Here is a 15939-nt window from a genome sequence, read left to right as displayed (position 1 = left end):
AACATGCTGGATCACCCCCCCGAATCCTTGTCTCGGTATCTCGATGCGCTGCGCATAGAGGGATTTTCCGGTGATGTCGAAAACGATGAAGGCGCTCGTCTGGTCGCCGCCACGGACAACAGCATCTATCACATTACTCCCGACGCGATCCTGTTTCCCAAATCCGGCAAGGACGTCGCAATACTGGCCCGATTGGCGCAAGAGCATGACATTGCCCTGACAGCACGCGGTGGTGGAACGGGAACCAACGGGCAATCACTGAACGCGGGTGTGATTGTAGACATGTCGCGCCACATGCGGGGTATCGAGACCCTGGATCTGCAGGCAGGAACTGTCACCGTTCAGCCCGGTGTCGTGCTGGATCAGCTCAACACTTTCCTCGAACCCCACGGATTTTTCTTTGCACCCACGGTGTCGACCTCTTCTCGGGCAACAATCGGCGGTATGTTTGCCACCGATGCCAGCGGCAAAAGCAGCCGGATCTATGGGCGCATGTCTGATCATGTCATCGCAGCGGATGTGATTCTGGCCAACGGGCGGCCTGTCTCTGTCACCACTCACGGCACACTTGATGCGGAGCTTGGTCAAATGGGACATGCTCTGCGTCAGGACTTGGACGACAAGGCCGCCGAGATCGCCCGACGTTTCCCAAAGCTGAACCGGGGGCTGACCGGCTATAACCTTGATCAGGCGCGCGGCACGTCGGGTGAATTCGACTTTATCAAGCTTCTGGCCGGGTCAGAGGGGACATTGGCGCTGACCACCCAATTGACCCTGCGACTGACACCAATTCCAAAACAGCGGGCGCTGACAGTTCTGGCTTATGACGACTGCGCTTTGGCGCTCAGACATGTTCCGCATCTGGTGCAGGCAGATCCAAGCGCAATAGAGTTTCTGGATGACAAGATCCTTGCCCTTGCGGCCGCCTCGCCCATGTGGAGCGAGCTTGAGGGCGTGCTGGGCCAGATCGGCGATGCTGGCGGGTTCCTGTTTGTCGAGTTCATCGGTGAAACGGTTGAAGAGGTCACAGCCGGTCAAGAACGTCTGGCCCGAATTCTGAACCAAAACCGCGTGTATGTCACAGCACAGGTGACCACGGCAGAACCCGACGAAATGTCAGCATTGTGGGAAATGCGCAAACGCTCTGTAGGACTGCTGGCCGCGGTTGAGACAAAGCGGATCGGGCTGCCTTTTGTCGAAGATGCCGCAGTACCGCCCGAAAACTTGTCAGCCTTTGTCGCCGAATTCGGCGCGCTTCTGGATCAGTTCGAGTTATCTTATGGCATGTTTGGGCATGCAGATGTCGGCTGCGTCCACGTGCGCCCAATGCTGAACATGCGAGAGCCGCAGGATCGGGCGATGATCCGCAAAGTCTCGGACGCGGTATCGGACCTGTGTCAGAAACACGGAGGCCTGATTTGGGGCGAGCATGGCAAGGGCGTGCGCGGCGAATATGTTGAACGCTATGTTGGTCCCGAGCTTTATGCGGTGATGCGCAAAATCAAGGCTTGGTTTGATCCCGACAATCGCCTGAACCCCGGCAAGTTGGTGACAGCCGCCGAAAGCGATCTGACGGTGATGAAGATCGACGCCGTACCCATGCGCGGCCCTCGCGATGCGGAAATCAACGAAGAAAACTTTGGCGCCATCGAACGCGCGATTGCCTGCAATGGCAACGGGGCGTGCCACAACTGGGCACCTAGCGATCCAATGTGCCCGTCCTACAAGGCTACGCACGATAAGGTTCAAGCCCCCAAGGGTCGCGCCAGCCTATTCCGCGAATGGGCGCGTCTGCGCTCAACCGGCGAGGATTCCGCCCTTGTTGAAGAGGCGCTGAAACGCAGTCTGGACACGTGCCTGTCCTGCAAATCCTGCACCGGTCAATGTCCGGTCCGCGTAGATATCCCGGCGATGAAATCCGCCTTTTTGCATCAGTACTTCCAGACCCGCGCGCGCCCTGCACGCGATCACCTGCTGCGCCACATGGAGGGGCTTTCGCTTGCCCTGCGCAAGCTGCCGCGTCTGGCCAATCTGGTGTTGGGGAAAAGCTTGACCAGGGCTGTGTTGAACCGGGGATTTGGCCTTGTCGATATCCCGCGCTATGCGCCGCTGACCGCAGAAGAGGCGGTGCAAAACGCCGGGGGTCGCATTGTTTATCCGGACACGACGCCATCGAAATGGGGTCAGAATCCGGCACTTCTGGTCCTCGACAGTTTCACTGGCGCATTCGACACCGGCGTGGTTGCGCAATCAACAGCCCTGTTGAAGAAGCTGGGATTTACTGTCTGGGCCATTCCACCTGTGGCCAATGGCAAGGCACGGCAAGTGCGTGGCATGATGGATGCCTTTGAAACGCAGCGCGATCAGACAACCGCTTTTTTGTTGCGGGTCATGCCCGACGATCTGCCCTTGATCAGCCTTGAACCCGCCGTGACCGACCTGCTGAACAAGGAATACGATCTGGGCGCGCGAAAAGTCATGTCATTGGACCAATTCCTGTCTGACATTCTACACTCAGTTCCCCAAATGCCCGTTGATGACGCGGGGCGCTATACCTTGTTTTCACACTGTACCGAGAAAACAGCCGACCCCGCCACCCCCCGGCGCTGGCAAGCAGTGTTTCGGCATTTCGGCCTGAAGCTCGACATCGCCAGCACCGGGTGTTGCGGCATGGCTGGGCTGTTCGGCCACGAAGCCGAACACCGCGACATGTCTAGCCAACTTTTCGAAATGTCTTGGCGCGAACCCTTAAACGTTGCCGGAACTGGCGCTTTGGCGACCGGGTTTTCCTGCCGGTCCCAGGCGGGGCGGTATGGCAACGTCAAACCCGCACATCCCAGCTCCGCACTTTTGGCGCGGATTGAAGCGCACGCACAAAATGGAGGCCGCAATGACCACCCCTAACATGATTGTCCTGATGTCTGATGAACACGCATCCAACATCATGGGATGCGCCGGACACCCATTTATCAAGACACCCAATCTCGACCGGCTGGCCGCGCGGGGCACCTTGTTCGAAAACGCCTATACCAACGCGCCCATCTGCGTGCCTGCACGCGCCAGTTTTGCAACTGGTAAATATGGCCATCAGACCGGCCATTGGGACAATGCCACACCTTACACGGGTGACCCTAAGTCGTGGGGCCATTACCTGCAGCAAAACGGTAACCCGGTGGGTTCGATCGGCAAACTGCACTACCGCAACGCATCTGACCCGGTCGGGTTGGATTTCCAGCAGATCCCGATGCATCTAGTCAACGGTGTCGGCGACGTGCTGGGATGTGTACGAGAGCCGATGCCGCGCCGTTGGAAAGCCCGCGATCTGGCCGACAGCGCAGGCGCAGGTGAGACATCCTACACCACCTATGATCGCAACATCACCGATGCCGCATGCGAATGGATTGCCGAACGTGGCAATGAACAGGCGGGCGACAAGTCATGGACAGTATTCATCTCGATGGTTGCGCCCCATTTCCCGCTGACCGCACCACAGGAGTTTTATGACCTGTACAAGGACATGGATCTCAAACCTTCGAAACCCGCGCGCGAGGATGACCACCCCTGGCTCAAGGCACTGCGCCATTGCTTTGTGTACGACAATTTTAATGAGGAACGCACGCAGGCTGCGCTGACCGGTTATTTTGGACTGGTCAGCTTCATGGACTACAATGTTGGCCGAATTCTGGATGCGATCGAAGCTGCTGGGCTGAACGACAACACAAATGTCATCTATGTCAGCGACCACGGCGACAACATGGGCGAGCGTGGCATGTGGGGCAAATCCAACATGTACGAAGAAGCCGCCGCCATTCCAATGATCATGGCCGGACCAGACGTGCCCGGCGGCAAGATCAGCAAAACACCGGTGTCGCTGGCGGATGTTTTTCCCACCGTCCTGGATTGCGCTGGTCTGAAGGCCAATGACCCTGAGTTGCCCGGCCGCTCGCTGTTCCGGATTGCGGCTGAGGAAGATTGCCCTGACCGCGCTGTATTCTCAGAGTATCATGCTGCCGGCGCCATGTCGGGGGCATTCATGATCCGCAAGGGCCCGTGGAAATACATTTATTACACCGGCTATGAGCCACAGCTATTCAATCTTGACACCGACCCGGGTGAAGTCATCGATCTGGGGACCGCGCCCGAGTACGAAGCGACCCGTGCCCAACTGCATACTGAACTGCTCAAGGTTTGTGACCCGGATGCGGTTGACCGTCAGGCCAAAGCTGATCAGGCGGCGATCATCGCGAAACATGGCGGTGTTGAGGCGGTACTGGAACGTGGCGGGTTTGGCGCAACCCCTGCCCCGGGCGTTAACGCTGACTTTGTCGCGTCAAACGGCACCTCGACATGACTGGGGCCAACGCAGAAATCCCGAGCTGCGCGGCCCCGGATGGGGCACCGCGCGCGCCGCAATTTACAATGCCACCATTGGCCTGCGATTGCCATTCCCACGTGTTCGGCCCGCCAGAACGGTACCCGATGGTGCCGGACAGATTGTATACCCCTCCGGAAGCGTCATTGGCATCATATGAACATTTGCTTAAAACATTGGGGTTTCAGCGCGCTGTTATCGTACAGCCCAGCATTTACGGCACCGACAATCGTGCGACGCTTGAGGCCACGGCTACCGACCCTGAACGCTACCGTGCTGTGGTCGTGGTTGACGCTTCGATCACCGAGGATGAGTTGCAGCACATGCATGATCAGGGCGTGCGCGGAGTCCGGGCCAATCTGCTGTTCAGCGGTGAAAAGGCGATGACCGAGGTACGCACTATCGCCGACAAGATCGCGCCGATGGGCTGGCATCTTCAGGTGTTGCTCGACGTCAGCGCTTTCCCCGATCTTTACGCCTTTTTCTCGACCCTGCCGCTGCAGACCGTTTTTGACCATATGGGGCACTTTCCAGTGGCAGGGGGCATCGATTCAGAAGGGTTTCAGGCTTTGTTGAACCTGATGGGCACAGGCAAGGCCTGGAGCAAACTTTCAGGCGCATATCGGATCACAGGTCGGGCTACGCTGCCTTATGAAGATGTCACACGCGTCGCGCAGGCATTGGTTGCGGCGAACCCAGATCAGGTTGTCTTTGGGACCGACTGGCCGCACCCACATATTCCGGTCGCTATGCCCAATGACGGCGATTTGTTGGATGAATTGGCGACTTGGGCCCCATCCGCAGAAACTCGGAAAGCAATCCTGTCAGATAATCCGGCGCGCCTTTACGGCTTCTGACCTTCGGTTTGCACATGCCGAAACGTGCCTCGGATAATACCGCTGTCAAACAGTTCGTGGCAGATATCCAGCAACTCTTGCCGAACGGCCCGCGATCCCGCGTTCAGCGGCTGATTGCGTGGCCAGGTCAAGTAAACTTCGCGGATCAAATCTGGCTTGACCAAACGTTTTGCAGAGATTTCCCCGCGACGCCAAAGTGCATCAATTGACGGCCACGGCAGCACACCCGACGTTACACCGCTGCGGATGTAGCTAAGCCTCAGCCGGGCGGATTCTGTTGTGACACGCAAGTTCAGCGCTCGACCCATCTTTTCAGCCACATCTTCGACAATTTCGCGGACAGCATGAGACTGCTGGCTCAAGACCAATGGCGTAGAGAACAAGGCTTTGACATCGATGGTTTCATCCCCGGAACAGGGTTTATCGCCTTCTTTGCGTCGGGTCACCAAGTACAAAGGTTCCGTATAGAGATGCAGATACTCAGCCTTGGACGCTTTTTCGCGGGTCGCCAGGATACCCAGATCCACGCGGCTGTTTTCAATCATCTCTTTCACGTTCAACGCCAGCTCCTCCAGAATTCGAAGCTCGACCTCGGGATACTTCTCGGCCACCCTTTCCAACAACAACGGCGCAACATGAACGCCCAACATCGGCGGCACGACGATCGAAACTTCACCACGGGGCGTATCCGCCTCTTTCCGGACGTCATCGGTGGCTTGCTTCATCTGCGCCACAATCTTACGGGCGTGTTGATACAGAACTTCACCAGCCTTTGTCGGTTTGACCCCCCGTGATGAGCGTATCAGCAATTCGGTGGTAAGTTCTTCTTCCAGATTTGCGATATGCTGGCTCAACGCAGGCTGGGCAATATGCAGCACCCTCGCGGCACTGGAAACACTGCCCTGATCAACGATTGAAATGAAATAGCGAAGCTGACGGATGTTCATATCAAACTCTAGCAATTTAAGCAGTCTAAACCACTATAGCCGCGCCAGAGAAAGAAGAAAATCTGATATCAGTTCAACGCAGATCCTGCGCAAACGACGATCGCATCTGCGCCGCCCAAATACCATCAATCCGCGTAACCACCCACAGCGAAGTAAAAGATACCAAGGGCAGCCCGTCGTGGTCGAACCGGTTCACCATTACGTCCAAATGCACTTTGCTTTCGCTGGATTGCAGTACGTTCAGATGCCCCCATTCGGTATGTCCCCAATCGCCCCCAGCCCTCGTTTTAAAATCGCTGTAATAGCTGTCTGGGGTTTCCCAGATCTTCACCGCCTCGCCGGACAATCGATAATGTGGAAAGTGGAGCGTCTTCGATATGCCCGTGGCATCACGTGCATTCAGTGCCTGCACATGGCGATGCATAACCTCTTTGGCCGCCGCAATTGCGTCATTGTTCATTTGTGCCCCACTTTCGAACCGACAGATCCAATCAGAGATCCCAGATTTAGTAAAAACAGTACCAACGCAGGAATCGGTTCAAAAATATCTTTTTGATATGAGTGTTAGAGGAAATTCGGATCACGAGCTGACTATTTTACTCGTGCACGGATTGAATAATTCCGGCAAGTTGGTTCCCAAAATACACCAAATTGGCACCAAGTCAGGGTTCAGAAATGTCCGCCAGAATGCCCAAAATTCCCTCACTCAGGCTGTTTGTTGAGGTCATGCAGGCAGGGACAATTGCAAGCGTCGCTGAGAAGATGCATTTGACGCCATCTGCGGCCAGCAGAATGCTATCGGCGTTAGAGCGTGATCTGGAACTGAAACTGTTTCGCAGAGAACGGCAGCGCCTGATCCCTACCGAGGCAGCTGAAACCTTTTTACCCGAAGCAATTCGAGCGCTCAGTGTCGTAGATGAGCTGCCGCGAATTTCCGATGCCATTCGCAATGGCGCGACCAAAGAGCAGACGATCCGGATACTCGGGTTTCCCCGAATGGCCGAGCAAATTCTCCCAAGCGCTGTTCGTCGCTATTACCGTGAGACCAAGTCCAACACTCGTGTCAGCATCAGCGTTGAGGCCCGACATAGTATCAAACGTTGGGCTGCATCGCGCATGTTCGACATTGCGCTCACGACGGTTCCCGTTGTGCATGCCGGCGTTCGCGGAGAGCCAATCATCGACTTTCCCTTGTGCGTTACTTTACCTCGGACACATGGTTTGTCTGACCAACGTGAAATTCCTGTTCAGGCTTTGGCCAATGAACCTCTGTCGCTGATAGAGAGCGGTTCGATCATGCGTCAACGCATTGCTCGGGTGTTCGACAGTGCGGGTTTAATCCCAAACGTTCGGCAAGAAAGCGGAACGGTTGACGTCGCGATCAATATCGGGCTGGCAGTCGGCAGTTTGACCATTACGGACGGCATTTTCTCCAAGGCCCTGCTTGGGGAAACCCATGTTCTGCGCCGCATTAAAACACAGCATTCTATTCCTGTTGGCTTCGTCGTTCCCGTCGACAATGAAGTCGACGGAGCCGCTGCATTCATGAAAAAAGCGATCCGAAATGAGGTTCTGGCGTATCGGCAAGAATTGGACAAGAAACTGGATGCCGACTAAACGGCAGACTCAGATCTTCTCCAGATTGACTTTCATGCCGGGAATGGGCGAGGCCGCAATAGAGCCAGAATTTCTTACGGCCTCATAACCGCCCAACTCCTCGATCCGGGCCAACTGATCAGCCTTGCTGACCGCGTTCAGCTCTTCGGGATTGACCATCGCGCACAGCAGTGCCGATAGTTCTGCCTCTTTTGGGTGGGTGTTCCCACCGGCCAGCAAATCGATTGCTTCATCAGGGTCAGTCGCCAGATTAAAAAGCTGGTTGGGCATATCGACGTGATAGATCAGTTTCCAGTCACCCTGCCGTATCAGGAAACTGGAATTTACACTTCCCATCGCATGATATTCGGAAAAACCCGTTCTCTGTGGCTGCTCGCCATTGATCACTTGCAAAAGCGAACAACCCGGCAGGCCCCCGTCCTTTGGGGTTGGCACGTCAAACAGATCCAAAATAGTCGGGAACAGGTCCACATGACCGACACAATCTGAAACCGTCCTACCCTCCGGCAATCCCGGACCAGCCAAAATTAGTGGAACACCGGCGGAATGCTCATACAGATTGGCCTTACCCAGAATACCATGAGCACCGATTGCCTCTCCGTGATCCGATGTGTAAGCTATCCGCGTGGTGTCAGTCAGGCCCAGTTCTTCAGCCATATCAATTACTTTGCCAATTTCTGCGTCGGTTTGAGTGATCAGGGCGCAGTATCCGGCATAGGCATTTCGCAAGAATGCTTCGTCCATGCCCTGAGGCAACTGATTCATCCACGCAAGATACGCCATAGCTGGATGGTCATAGCGATCAGACGCGTCCCACGTGGACGGCAAAGTCATGTCTTCCGGAGGGTACAGATCCCAGAACTCCTGTTTCGCCCGGAACGCGGGATGCGGGCTGGGATAAGAAACGATCAAGGCCCACGGCTCAGCGTTGTCGGCATTGGCGCGCAACCAGTCGATTGCGCGTTCGGTGATCTGGCGGTCATAAATCTGGTAATCTGTCTCTCCCGGCCCAGAATTCCCATAGATTGCCTTGTGACCCGCGCGACTTGGCACCCCATCTTCAGTTGCTCGCAACAACGTCAGCGGGGATCCAATCCCATCGACCACGTGCATCGTGTGAATTTCCTCGGCAAATCCATTGTCATCTTGCTCTGAACGGTAATGCAGTTTCCCAATTGCAGTGACTGGCACGTTTGCGTCGCGCAGCCGATGGTGCCAGGACTTAACTGATCCATCATACATCGTCGCGTTATCCCAGAACCCGGTTTGGTGAGGATACTGGCCGGTGGCGATCGCTGCGCGAGCCGGGCAACACAAAGTTGTGGTGGCGTAAGCGTTTTCAAAACGAACTCCACGTCCAGCAAGTTTGTCCAGGCTCGGGGTGAGCACAGTTGAATGCCCCGCTGCGCCAAGAAAGTTGCGCGCATGATTGTCCGTTACAAAAAAGATAAAATTGCCGGGCGTTGCCATGGAGTTTCCTCAGATCAAATCCATTTACGCAATGTCATAACGGCAACTACCACGCGAGTTCGTGCAAAATTGGAAACAACTGGTTCGAAATTGACCAGCTTGACTCAGGAATTCAATTGGATCTGCGGCTCAAAAGCTCCGCGGCTTGCCCCAGTTCTCAAAACATGTGCGCAAACGGCAACTTACGCCTGGAGTCTGTCCATTCAAGCATTTCACCGAACTCGCCGTTTAACACCGATACGATCGCTGAATCAGCTCGCCATGCTCAAAAATTTGCAACAGAACCGTCTACAACAGATGCCTTTCCGAGGTTGCCCACCAACGCAATGCGAATGCCATCACAGCTTGGTCGTCATTTTGTAACCAGAAGGAAAATAGAGTTTGGCATGAGTCACGTTGTTCTCCTCCAGCCAAGTGGTTCTTTCGACGGTGAACAAGGCCGTTCCTTCGTTTTCCCCCAGGAACTCCGCAACCTCCAGATTGGCGTTGGTCGCTGAAAACGTCAGTTCAACCTCGGTAAACGGAACCTCACGGACAAGCCACTCGTTTGGCCCAATTTCTTCGAACGACTGATCGCGTGCCTGAGGAATGGTCGCAAGATTGATCCAGCGCTCTTCGAACTGAAAGGCTTTGTTTGAGGCGAAGTGCATACATCTGAGATGCAGAACCTCACCCCCTTTTGGGATCTTGACCCGAGCGCGCAACCAGCCGGGGGCGGCGATGACCTCGCGCTCTACAAGCGAATACCGATAGGAGGCCCCGAGGTTGGTGATTTCTTCCCGAATAAGCGGAATTGTGATCCGGGCTTGGCGCGTCGGGGCTGTTTTAACCCGTGTTCCTGCCTTGCGCTTACGCTCAAGAACGCCATCATCAACTAGTTCGCGCATTGCACGGTTTACCGTGGCCCGTGCACAGCCAAATTCCTTGGCAAGCTGAACCTCACCAGGCACTACCGCGCCGGGCGGCCAGGTGTTGTCGCGGATGCGGCCTAGGATGTTTGATTTTATATCCTGATAGCTCACCCGCACGACAAATGGCCTATAATATGTCTAAATTTATTGCATAATGTTTGTACTCGTATGCGGCGAGGGATTGCAACCGTCGGCACGCCTAATTCGAACAACAGCAAGCATACGCTACCTTCCTATGACCAACCCGAAATGCGAACAGAAATGAAATATGTCCGAACCAGAACCCTGGAGCCCGTCTTGTGGAAAAACGGCTTGGGGACCACGCGAGAAATTGCACAGGGAAGTGGCGAGCAGGGCGTCATCTGGCGTGTGAGCCTTGCTGACGTGGAAGCTGACGGGCCATTTTCCACATTTCCGGACATGTCTCGTATCCTGACCGTTGTCGAGGGAGATGGCTTTGATCTGGTTGGCCCTGCAACACCGTTGAACGCGCGGTTTTCCGATCCACTGAGGTTTTCAGGCGATCTTGAATTGTCGTGTCGGCTGACAGCGGGTCCAGTGCGCAATTTTAATGTAATCTATGATCCTGTTCAGTGCGCTGCATCCGTGGGTTGTCTGACCGGTGAGGGCACTCATAAGCTCCAAGCGCGTCCTAACGAAGTTCTGTGTCTGTTTTCAGTGTACAAGGGCTGCTCTATCGATGGACACAGGGTTGAGCCCACTGAGGCTGCGATCCTTGAGGTTGGCAATTTCACAGTCATCGGTCTTGAGGACAGCATTTCGTTATTGGCGCGCCTCAAGAATCGATAGCGGGCAAGAGAACCTCAATCGACTATGGGAGGTAACTTAGCCGTCACGCGTTGAAATTAGCCCGGGGTGCATTTTTGCGCGCGAAGTTCCGACAGGTGGCTCAGCAATGCGTTCGCTGTTTTCCACGTCACCTGCTCCTTTTCTTCGGCGGTCAGTGCTGCCGGAACAACCGCATGAGTATAAGGATCGTCCGTGAAGATCGGATAATCCGATCCCAGCATAATTCTGTCTGCGCCCAAAAGCTTAACAGCTGCCTCCAACGCACGTGGCCCAAGCGAAGCGCAATCGTACCAGAGCCGACGCAGACGCTGGGTCGGGAACGGATCATCCGGGTTGCGATGCCGCGCAATGCTTTCTAACCGCTCAAAAATAAAGGGGAGCGTGCCGCCCAAATTGACTATCTGAAAGGAAACAGCCGGGTAAGAATCCAACAGGTCTGACATGATCATGGTCAAGGCGACCTGAGAAGCGCTGGATTGCAGTTCCACTGCGGACAGTCGGTATTGCATCAGGTCCGCGGGGCGCGGCGGCGGGTTTTGCCCGACTTTCAGACCAGGGTGCAGCATGATGTGACAGCCGTATTCGTTTGCCGCTTTAAATAGCGGTCGCAATGAGTCAGCTTCGGCCAGAGAGTTGAAATAGTTCGACGGCAAAATAATTCCCGGCAAACCCAGATCGCGACGAACACGGCGAAGCTCTGCACAGGCAATATCAAGATCATCCAGCGGCACTCCGGCCAGCCCGATCAGGGCACCATCGCTATCAATTCCCAACTGGGCAAGGTGGTCGTTAAAGGCTGAGATGACCGGTGCAATTTCCGTGGCGGGCAACAGATCGGCGCCAAGTGCTCCGGGGAAGGTCAGCAAGCGGTGCGTCAGTCCCTGCTTTCGCATTTCGGCCAGACACACTTGCGGGTCATGATAGGCATCGGTGAACGGAAATTCCCCATTCATCGCTGACATCACAGTGACACCATCTGTGCGTGTTCTAAGGCGAGGATGCGACTTTCGGGCACGCAAAGTCTCGACCAGCCCACCACCGTAGTAATGGGAATGCATGTCAATGCGCATATCGGTCTCTCCTGACATCTCGATTACTGACGTAGCGCACAGAAAAGGCCCACCGATTGATTATCGCAGCGGGCCTTTTACAGTGTCAAAGTCAGAACGTTACAGGCCCCATTTTGCGGCGGTCGCTGCAAAGAATCCCTGCGACTGACGCAGTTCGATCCAACTGTTCACATAGTTGATCCATACCTGATCGCTTTGGGGCATCAGCATCGCGATCGGTGTCGGCGCACGCGCCTCAGTTACTTCAATCTGACGCAGGTTTGGGAATTTTTCGAGCAAGGTCGAACCTTCGATATTCGATGTGATGAAAACATCAGCGCGCCCTGCCAGAACCTCCTGGAAACCGCGTGCCGGTGCCTCAACAACCTTGATATCAGCGTCAGGGAACCACTCGCGGACGCTTTTCTCGAATGTCGTCCCCAAGGTGGTCGCAACCTTGACTTCCCCGTTGTTGATCGAGTCCCAATCCGAGAAGTTTTCAGCCTGTTCTTCAGTCGTAAAGGGATAGATTTCAACTGAGATATAGCTATTCGAATACCCGGCAGCTTTCAGGCGGGGCGGGCTGATAGAGGCCGAACCTGTAATGTGATAGTTCCCGGCAACGACACCGTTTACCAGGGTCTTCCAATCCGTTGCCACGAATTCAAGCTCCACGCCCAGATCTTCGGCGAGTTGGGTCATGACGTCGATATCATATCCCTTGTAGGAATTGGTTGCCGGATCCCGGACGGACATCGGGTTCCAGTCGCCGGTTGTCCCGACTTTCAGCACCCCATTGTTCAGTATGTCATTCAGAGCCGATTGGGCATTGGCCGCCCCTGTGAGCATTCCAAGTACAAGACCCGCGGCCAGGCCCATTGATTTCAGCAGCTTCATCGCTTCCTCCCCTTTTGTTCGCGCGTTCGCAACCAGATTTATGTCTGTATTTATCACATTTTGTATAGTTTTAATTTGAAGGCAAAGCTAGTCTTACGCTAACAATCTCAAAGGGGCAGGTCTATGTCAGATGCATCGCCGGTCATCACAATCCGCGACTTGAATAAGTGGTACGGAGACTATCACGCGCTCAGAGACATCAATCTGGATGTCTCGCTTGGAGAAAGAATTGTTGTATGCGGGCCTTCGGGATCCGGCAAATCAACGCTCATACGATGTGTGAATTCTCTGGAGGAGCATGATTCCGGTTCGATCACGGTCGACGGGATCAAAATGACGGACAAAAAGGCCGCCGAAGAAATCCGATCCGAGGTTGGCATGGTGTTTCAGCAGTTCAACTTGTTCCCCCACCTGACAATTCTCCAAAATCTGACGCTAGGACCAATCAAGGCACGTGGCCTGTCGAAATCGGACGCGGAAGAACGCGCCATGACATATCTCGAACGAGTCCGGATTCCTGATCAGGCGCACAAGCGGCCAACCGAACTTTCCGGTGGTCAGCAACAACGGGTCGCCATAGCGCGCTCACTTTGCATGGAGCCCAAGATCATGCTTTTTGACGAGCCCACCTCGGCGCTAGACCCCGAAATGATTTCGGAAGTGCTCGACGTGATCGTGGATCTTGCCCAAGAGGGAATGACGATGATCTGCGTTACCCACGAGATGGGATTCGCGCGCAAGGCAGCGGACCGGATGATCTTTATGGATCAGGGCGAAGTGATTGAAACAGGTACACCCGAAGATTTCTTTGAGGCACCTAAATCAGAACGTTGCAAGCTTTTCCTCAGCCAGATCCTTCAGCACTAAGGGGTATCACATGAAACGTACAACGCTTGTCGCTCTTTGTGCGCTTGTCATTCTCGCCGGTTGTAGTTCTTCGGGCAACTGGGGATGGTACGTCGTCAACCCCTCTACAGAAACGGGTCAGAACAACATCCGATTTCTTTTGTCGGGTTTCTGGTCGACGATCAGCCTGTCGTTGATTGCCGCCGTTCTATCAATGGCCATCGGGCTTCTGGTTGCCCTGCCGGGCATGTCTTCAAACCGATGGCTGCGGTTACCAAGCAGGGTCTACATTGAATTCATCCGCGCCATACCGCTCCTGCCGATGTTGTTCTGGGTATTTTACGGATTCCCGGTTGTTCTGAAATCAATCGGTATCAATATCAGCATCGACGCGTTCTGGGGCGCGATCATCACGCTGGCCATTTCGGATAGTGCATTCACCGCCGAGATCTACCGCTCGGGCATCCAGTCGATTGACAAGGGTCAGACCGAAGCGGCAAAAACTGTTGGCCTGAACTACCGCCAGACGATGCAGTATGTAATCCTGCCGCAGGCGATCAAGCGGATTCTACCCCCGTTGGCGAACCAGTTCATCTATATCGTAAAGATGTCCGCCTTTGCCTCGGTGATCGGGATGCAGGAGTTGACGCGCCGTGCCAACGAGTTGGTCGTAACGGAATACCGACCGCTTGAGATCTATACGCTTTTGATCTTTGAATATCTTGTTCTCGTCCTGATCATCAGCTTCTTCGTGCGCTGGCTGGAACGAAAAATGAGATCGGACGAAAGCCGCTGATCAATGAACAAAGCTGGCGAAATCCGCGGCGACGGCCTGCGCCGCGGCATTGACGAGTTCACGCCCGTGTTCGGGTCGGGCCAATTCAGAATAGGACCCAACGCGCCCATCGGGAAAGTCGCGCCGATGTTCATCGGGCGGCCCATGGCGGTCACCCGCGTGGGCCGCGATGTACTCGGCAGAAAGCTTGCGCGGAGGACTCGTGTCTCCGGCCTGAACAACGCGATGGGTGGCCTGTGTAATCGCGACCTCGGATGGGGTGGCGTGCATACCCTCCCAGTCGCCGTAATAGCCACGTCGGAGTTTGTTGACCCGGTCAAAGTCCCACCAGCTCCGAATTCGGACTGTCGCACTAACGTCGTGTGCCGCCTTCCGCAAGGGCTCAAGGTTGGCACCGTGGCCGTTCAAAACATAGATCATCGAGAATCCATGATGAGCCAGCCCTTGCATAACCTCTCTCGCCAGATCGCCGTAGAGACCGGTGCTCAGCGAGATGGTGCCCGGAAAGCTCATGTTGAACGGCGCAGGGGCGTAAGCCAGTTCGGGCGCCACGACCGCACCGGCGATATCGGCCGCAGCCCATGCGATCTCGCGCGCGCAAATGGCATCCGTACCGATCAGACCGATGGGCCCGTGCTGTTCGATGGACCCGGTCGGCAGAATAATACCCTTTCGGGTTTTGAGGTATGTCTCGACCTCGGTCCAGGTCATCTCTTCCAATCGCATATTGCCAGCTAACAGAACCAGTCAAGAAAAGGAAAGACACGATGTCCTGGAGCGGATTTCTCACTGAAACAATGGAACGTATAGGCGTTTTGCATAAACAGGCCCCGGGTATGTTCGAGGGGTTCAACTCGATGTCCAAAGCCGCCAAACGCAATGGCGCGCTGGATGAAAAGACCAAGGAGCTGATCGCCCTGGGCATTGCAATTTCGACGCGTTGCGACAGTTGTATCGGGTTTCACACCAAATCGCTTGTCCGGCTCGGCACTACCCGCGAGGAGTTTTGCGAAGCATTGGAGATGATCGGCTATATGGGTGGCGGCCCTTCGATCGCCTTTGGCGCAAAAGCGCTGGAAGCGTTTGACGAGTTCGCTGGTACCGGTGCTTAGGGGCCACACTAAGGCAGCGTGCATCTTTTTCTGTTATCCGTCAGAGCTGTTGACGCACTGAACAGCACCTTCATCTGGTTCTGTCGCAAATATTTGGAACGGCCAAAGTCAGCGACTTACCGGATACACCTATCCTGCGATCTCTGCGAATAGCTGGAAGCCAGACGTCGTATTGCTGGGGAATTGCTGCTTCCGGATCATGTTGGCGACTTCGATGCCGTCCAGTGTAGCCGAGGCGGATCTGAACGATTTGAA

15 protein-coding genes and 1 pseudogene are annotated in these 15939 nt (G+C 55.1%); 8 read left to right on the top strand and 8 right to left on the bottom strand.

Annotation, left to right across the window (positions count from 1 at the left end; genetic code table 11):
• Positions 1 to 3: 3 nt before the first annotated feature.
• Genes AC2FJC_RS19665 through AC2FJC_RS19655 form a run of 3 tightly spaced genes read left to right on the top strand, consistent with a single transcriptional unit; the run spans position 4 to position 5229 of the window.
• Positions 4 to 2904 carry an FAD-binding and (Fe-S)-binding domain-containing protein gene (locus AC2FJC_RS19665; protein ID WP_496740975.1) on the top strand — a complete coding sequence of 967 codons (2901 nt, stop codon included), beginning with the start codon at positions 4 to 6 and terminating at the stop codon, positions 2902 to 2904.
• Positions 2891 to 4351, top strand: coding sequence for a sulfatase family protein (locus AC2FJC_RS19660; protein WP_496740973.1), 1461 nt, complete (start codon positions 2891 to 2893; stop codon positions 4349 to 4351). Before AC2FJC_RS19665 ends, AC2FJC_RS19660 begins: the two co-directional genes overlap by 14 nt.
• Positions 4348 to 5229 carry an amidohydrolase family protein gene (locus tag AC2FJC_RS19655; protein WP_496725752.1) on the top strand — a complete coding sequence of 294 codons (882 nt, stop codon included), beginning with the start codon at positions 4348 to 4350 and terminating at the stop codon, positions 5227 to 5229. The genes AC2FJC_RS19660 and AC2FJC_RS19655 overlap by 4 nt, the downstream gene beginning before the upstream one ends.
• On the opposite strand, the gene AC2FJC_RS19650 is transcribed toward AC2FJC_RS19655, so the two are convergent.
• Both AC2FJC_RS19650 and AC2FJC_RS19645 read right to left on the bottom strand, forming a co-directional pair.
• Positions 5217 to 6176: a LysR family transcriptional regulator gene (locus tag AC2FJC_RS19650; RefSeq protein ID WP_496725753.1), complete on the bottom strand. Its 960-nt coding sequence runs from the start codon at positions 6174 to 6176 to the stop codon at positions 5217 to 5219. The two genes, AC2FJC_RS19655 and AC2FJC_RS19650, sit on opposite strands and share 13 nt — an antisense overlap.
• 73 nt (positions 6177 to 6249) lie before the next feature.
• Positions 6250 to 6636, bottom strand: a complete 387-nt coding sequence (locus AC2FJC_RS19645) for a hypothetical protein (RefSeq protein ID WP_496740971.1) — start codon at positions 6634 to 6636, stop codon at positions 6250 to 6252.
• Positions 6637 to 6863: 227 nt separating this feature from the next.
• On the opposite strand from AC2FJC_RS19645, the gene AC2FJC_RS19640 reads away from it, so the two are divergent.
• The gene (locus AC2FJC_RS19640) at positions 6864 to 7793 is read left to right on the top strand and encodes a LysR family transcriptional regulator (protein WP_496740969.1); all 930 of its coding nucleotides are present in this window, start codon (positions 6864 to 6866) and stop codon (positions 7791 to 7793) included.
• A 9-nt stretch (positions 7794 to 7802) separates the two neighbouring features.
• Here the strand turns inward: AC2FJC_RS19640 and AC2FJC_RS19635 are convergent, their stop codons facing one another.
• Positions 7803 to 9263 carry a sulfatase family protein gene (locus tag AC2FJC_RS19635; RefSeq protein ID WP_496740967.1) on the bottom strand — a complete coding sequence of 487 codons (1461 nt, stop codon included), beginning with the start codon at positions 9261 to 9263 and terminating at the stop codon, positions 7803 to 7805.
• A gap of 338 nt (positions 9264 to 9601) precedes the next feature.
• Positions 9602 to 10285 carry a histidine utilization transcriptional repressor HutC gene (hutC, locus tag AC2FJC_RS19630; protein WP_496740965.1) on the bottom strand — a complete coding sequence of 228 codons (684 nt, stop codon included), beginning with the start codon at positions 10283 to 10285 and terminating at the stop codon, positions 9602 to 9604.
• A 150-nt stretch (positions 10286 to 10435) separates the two neighbouring features.
• Here hutC and AC2FJC_RS19625 point away from each other — a divergent pair, with 150 nt between their 5' ends.
• Complete coding sequence (locus AC2FJC_RS19625; protein ID WP_496740963.1) at positions 10436 to 10984, top strand: HutD/Ves family protein; 549 nt, start codon at positions 10436 to 10438, stop codon at positions 10982 to 10984.
• Positions 10985 to 11040: 56 nt separating this feature from the next.
• Here the strand turns inward: AC2FJC_RS19625 and AC2FJC_RS19620 are convergent, their stop codons facing one another.
• A complete protein-coding gene (locus AC2FJC_RS19620; RefSeq protein ID WP_496740961.1) occupies positions 11041 to 12054 on the bottom strand; it encodes an amidohydrolase family protein in 1014 nt (337 codons plus the stop codon).
• Positions 12055 to 12153: 99 nt separating this feature from the next.
• Positions 12154 to 12930 (bottom strand): transporter substrate-binding domain-containing protein, encoded by a 777-nt coding sequence (locus tag AC2FJC_RS19615; RefSeq protein ID WP_496737584.1) that lies wholly within the window; start codon positions 12928 to 12930, stop codon positions 12154 to 12156.
• Between the two features lie 123 nt (positions 12931 to 13053).
• Here AC2FJC_RS19615 and AC2FJC_RS19610 point away from each other — a divergent pair, with 123 nt between their 5' ends.
• Positions 13054 to 13797: an amino acid ABC transporter ATP-binding protein gene (locus tag AC2FJC_RS19610; protein ID WP_496725760.1), complete on the top strand. Its 744-nt coding sequence runs from the start codon at positions 13054 to 13056 to the stop codon at positions 13795 to 13797.
• A 10-nt stretch (positions 13798 to 13807) separates the two neighbouring features.
• Positions 13808 to 14572, top strand: coding sequence for an amino acid ABC transporter permease (locus AC2FJC_RS19605; protein WP_496725759.1), 765 nt, complete (start codon positions 13808 to 13810; stop codon positions 14570 to 14572).
• On the opposite strand, the gene AC2FJC_RS19600 is transcribed toward AC2FJC_RS19605, so the two are convergent.
• Positions 14573 to 15298: a creatininase family protein gene (locus AC2FJC_RS19600; RefSeq protein ID WP_496740959.1), complete on the bottom strand. Its 726-nt coding sequence runs from the start codon at positions 15296 to 15298 to the stop codon at positions 14573 to 14575.
• Positions 15299 to 15339: 41 nt separating this feature from the next.
• Between AC2FJC_RS19600 and AC2FJC_RS19595 the strand changes: the two genes are divergently transcribed.
• Positions 15340 to 15684, top strand: coding sequence for a carboxymuconolactone decarboxylase family protein (locus AC2FJC_RS19595; protein WP_496740957.1), 345 nt, complete (start codon positions 15340 to 15342; stop codon positions 15682 to 15684).
• A gap of 129 nt (positions 15685 to 15813) precedes the next feature.
• Here the strand turns inward: AC2FJC_RS19595 and AC2FJC_RS19590 are convergent.
• Positions 15814 to 15939: pseudogene (locus tag AC2FJC_RS19590) on the bottom strand (IS6 family transposase); the annotation flags it as partial.

It is taken from the genome of Ruegeria sp. CDSB117 (assembly GCF_059611005.1).
This window is presented reverse-complemented; position numbering and strand designations above follow the sequence as displayed.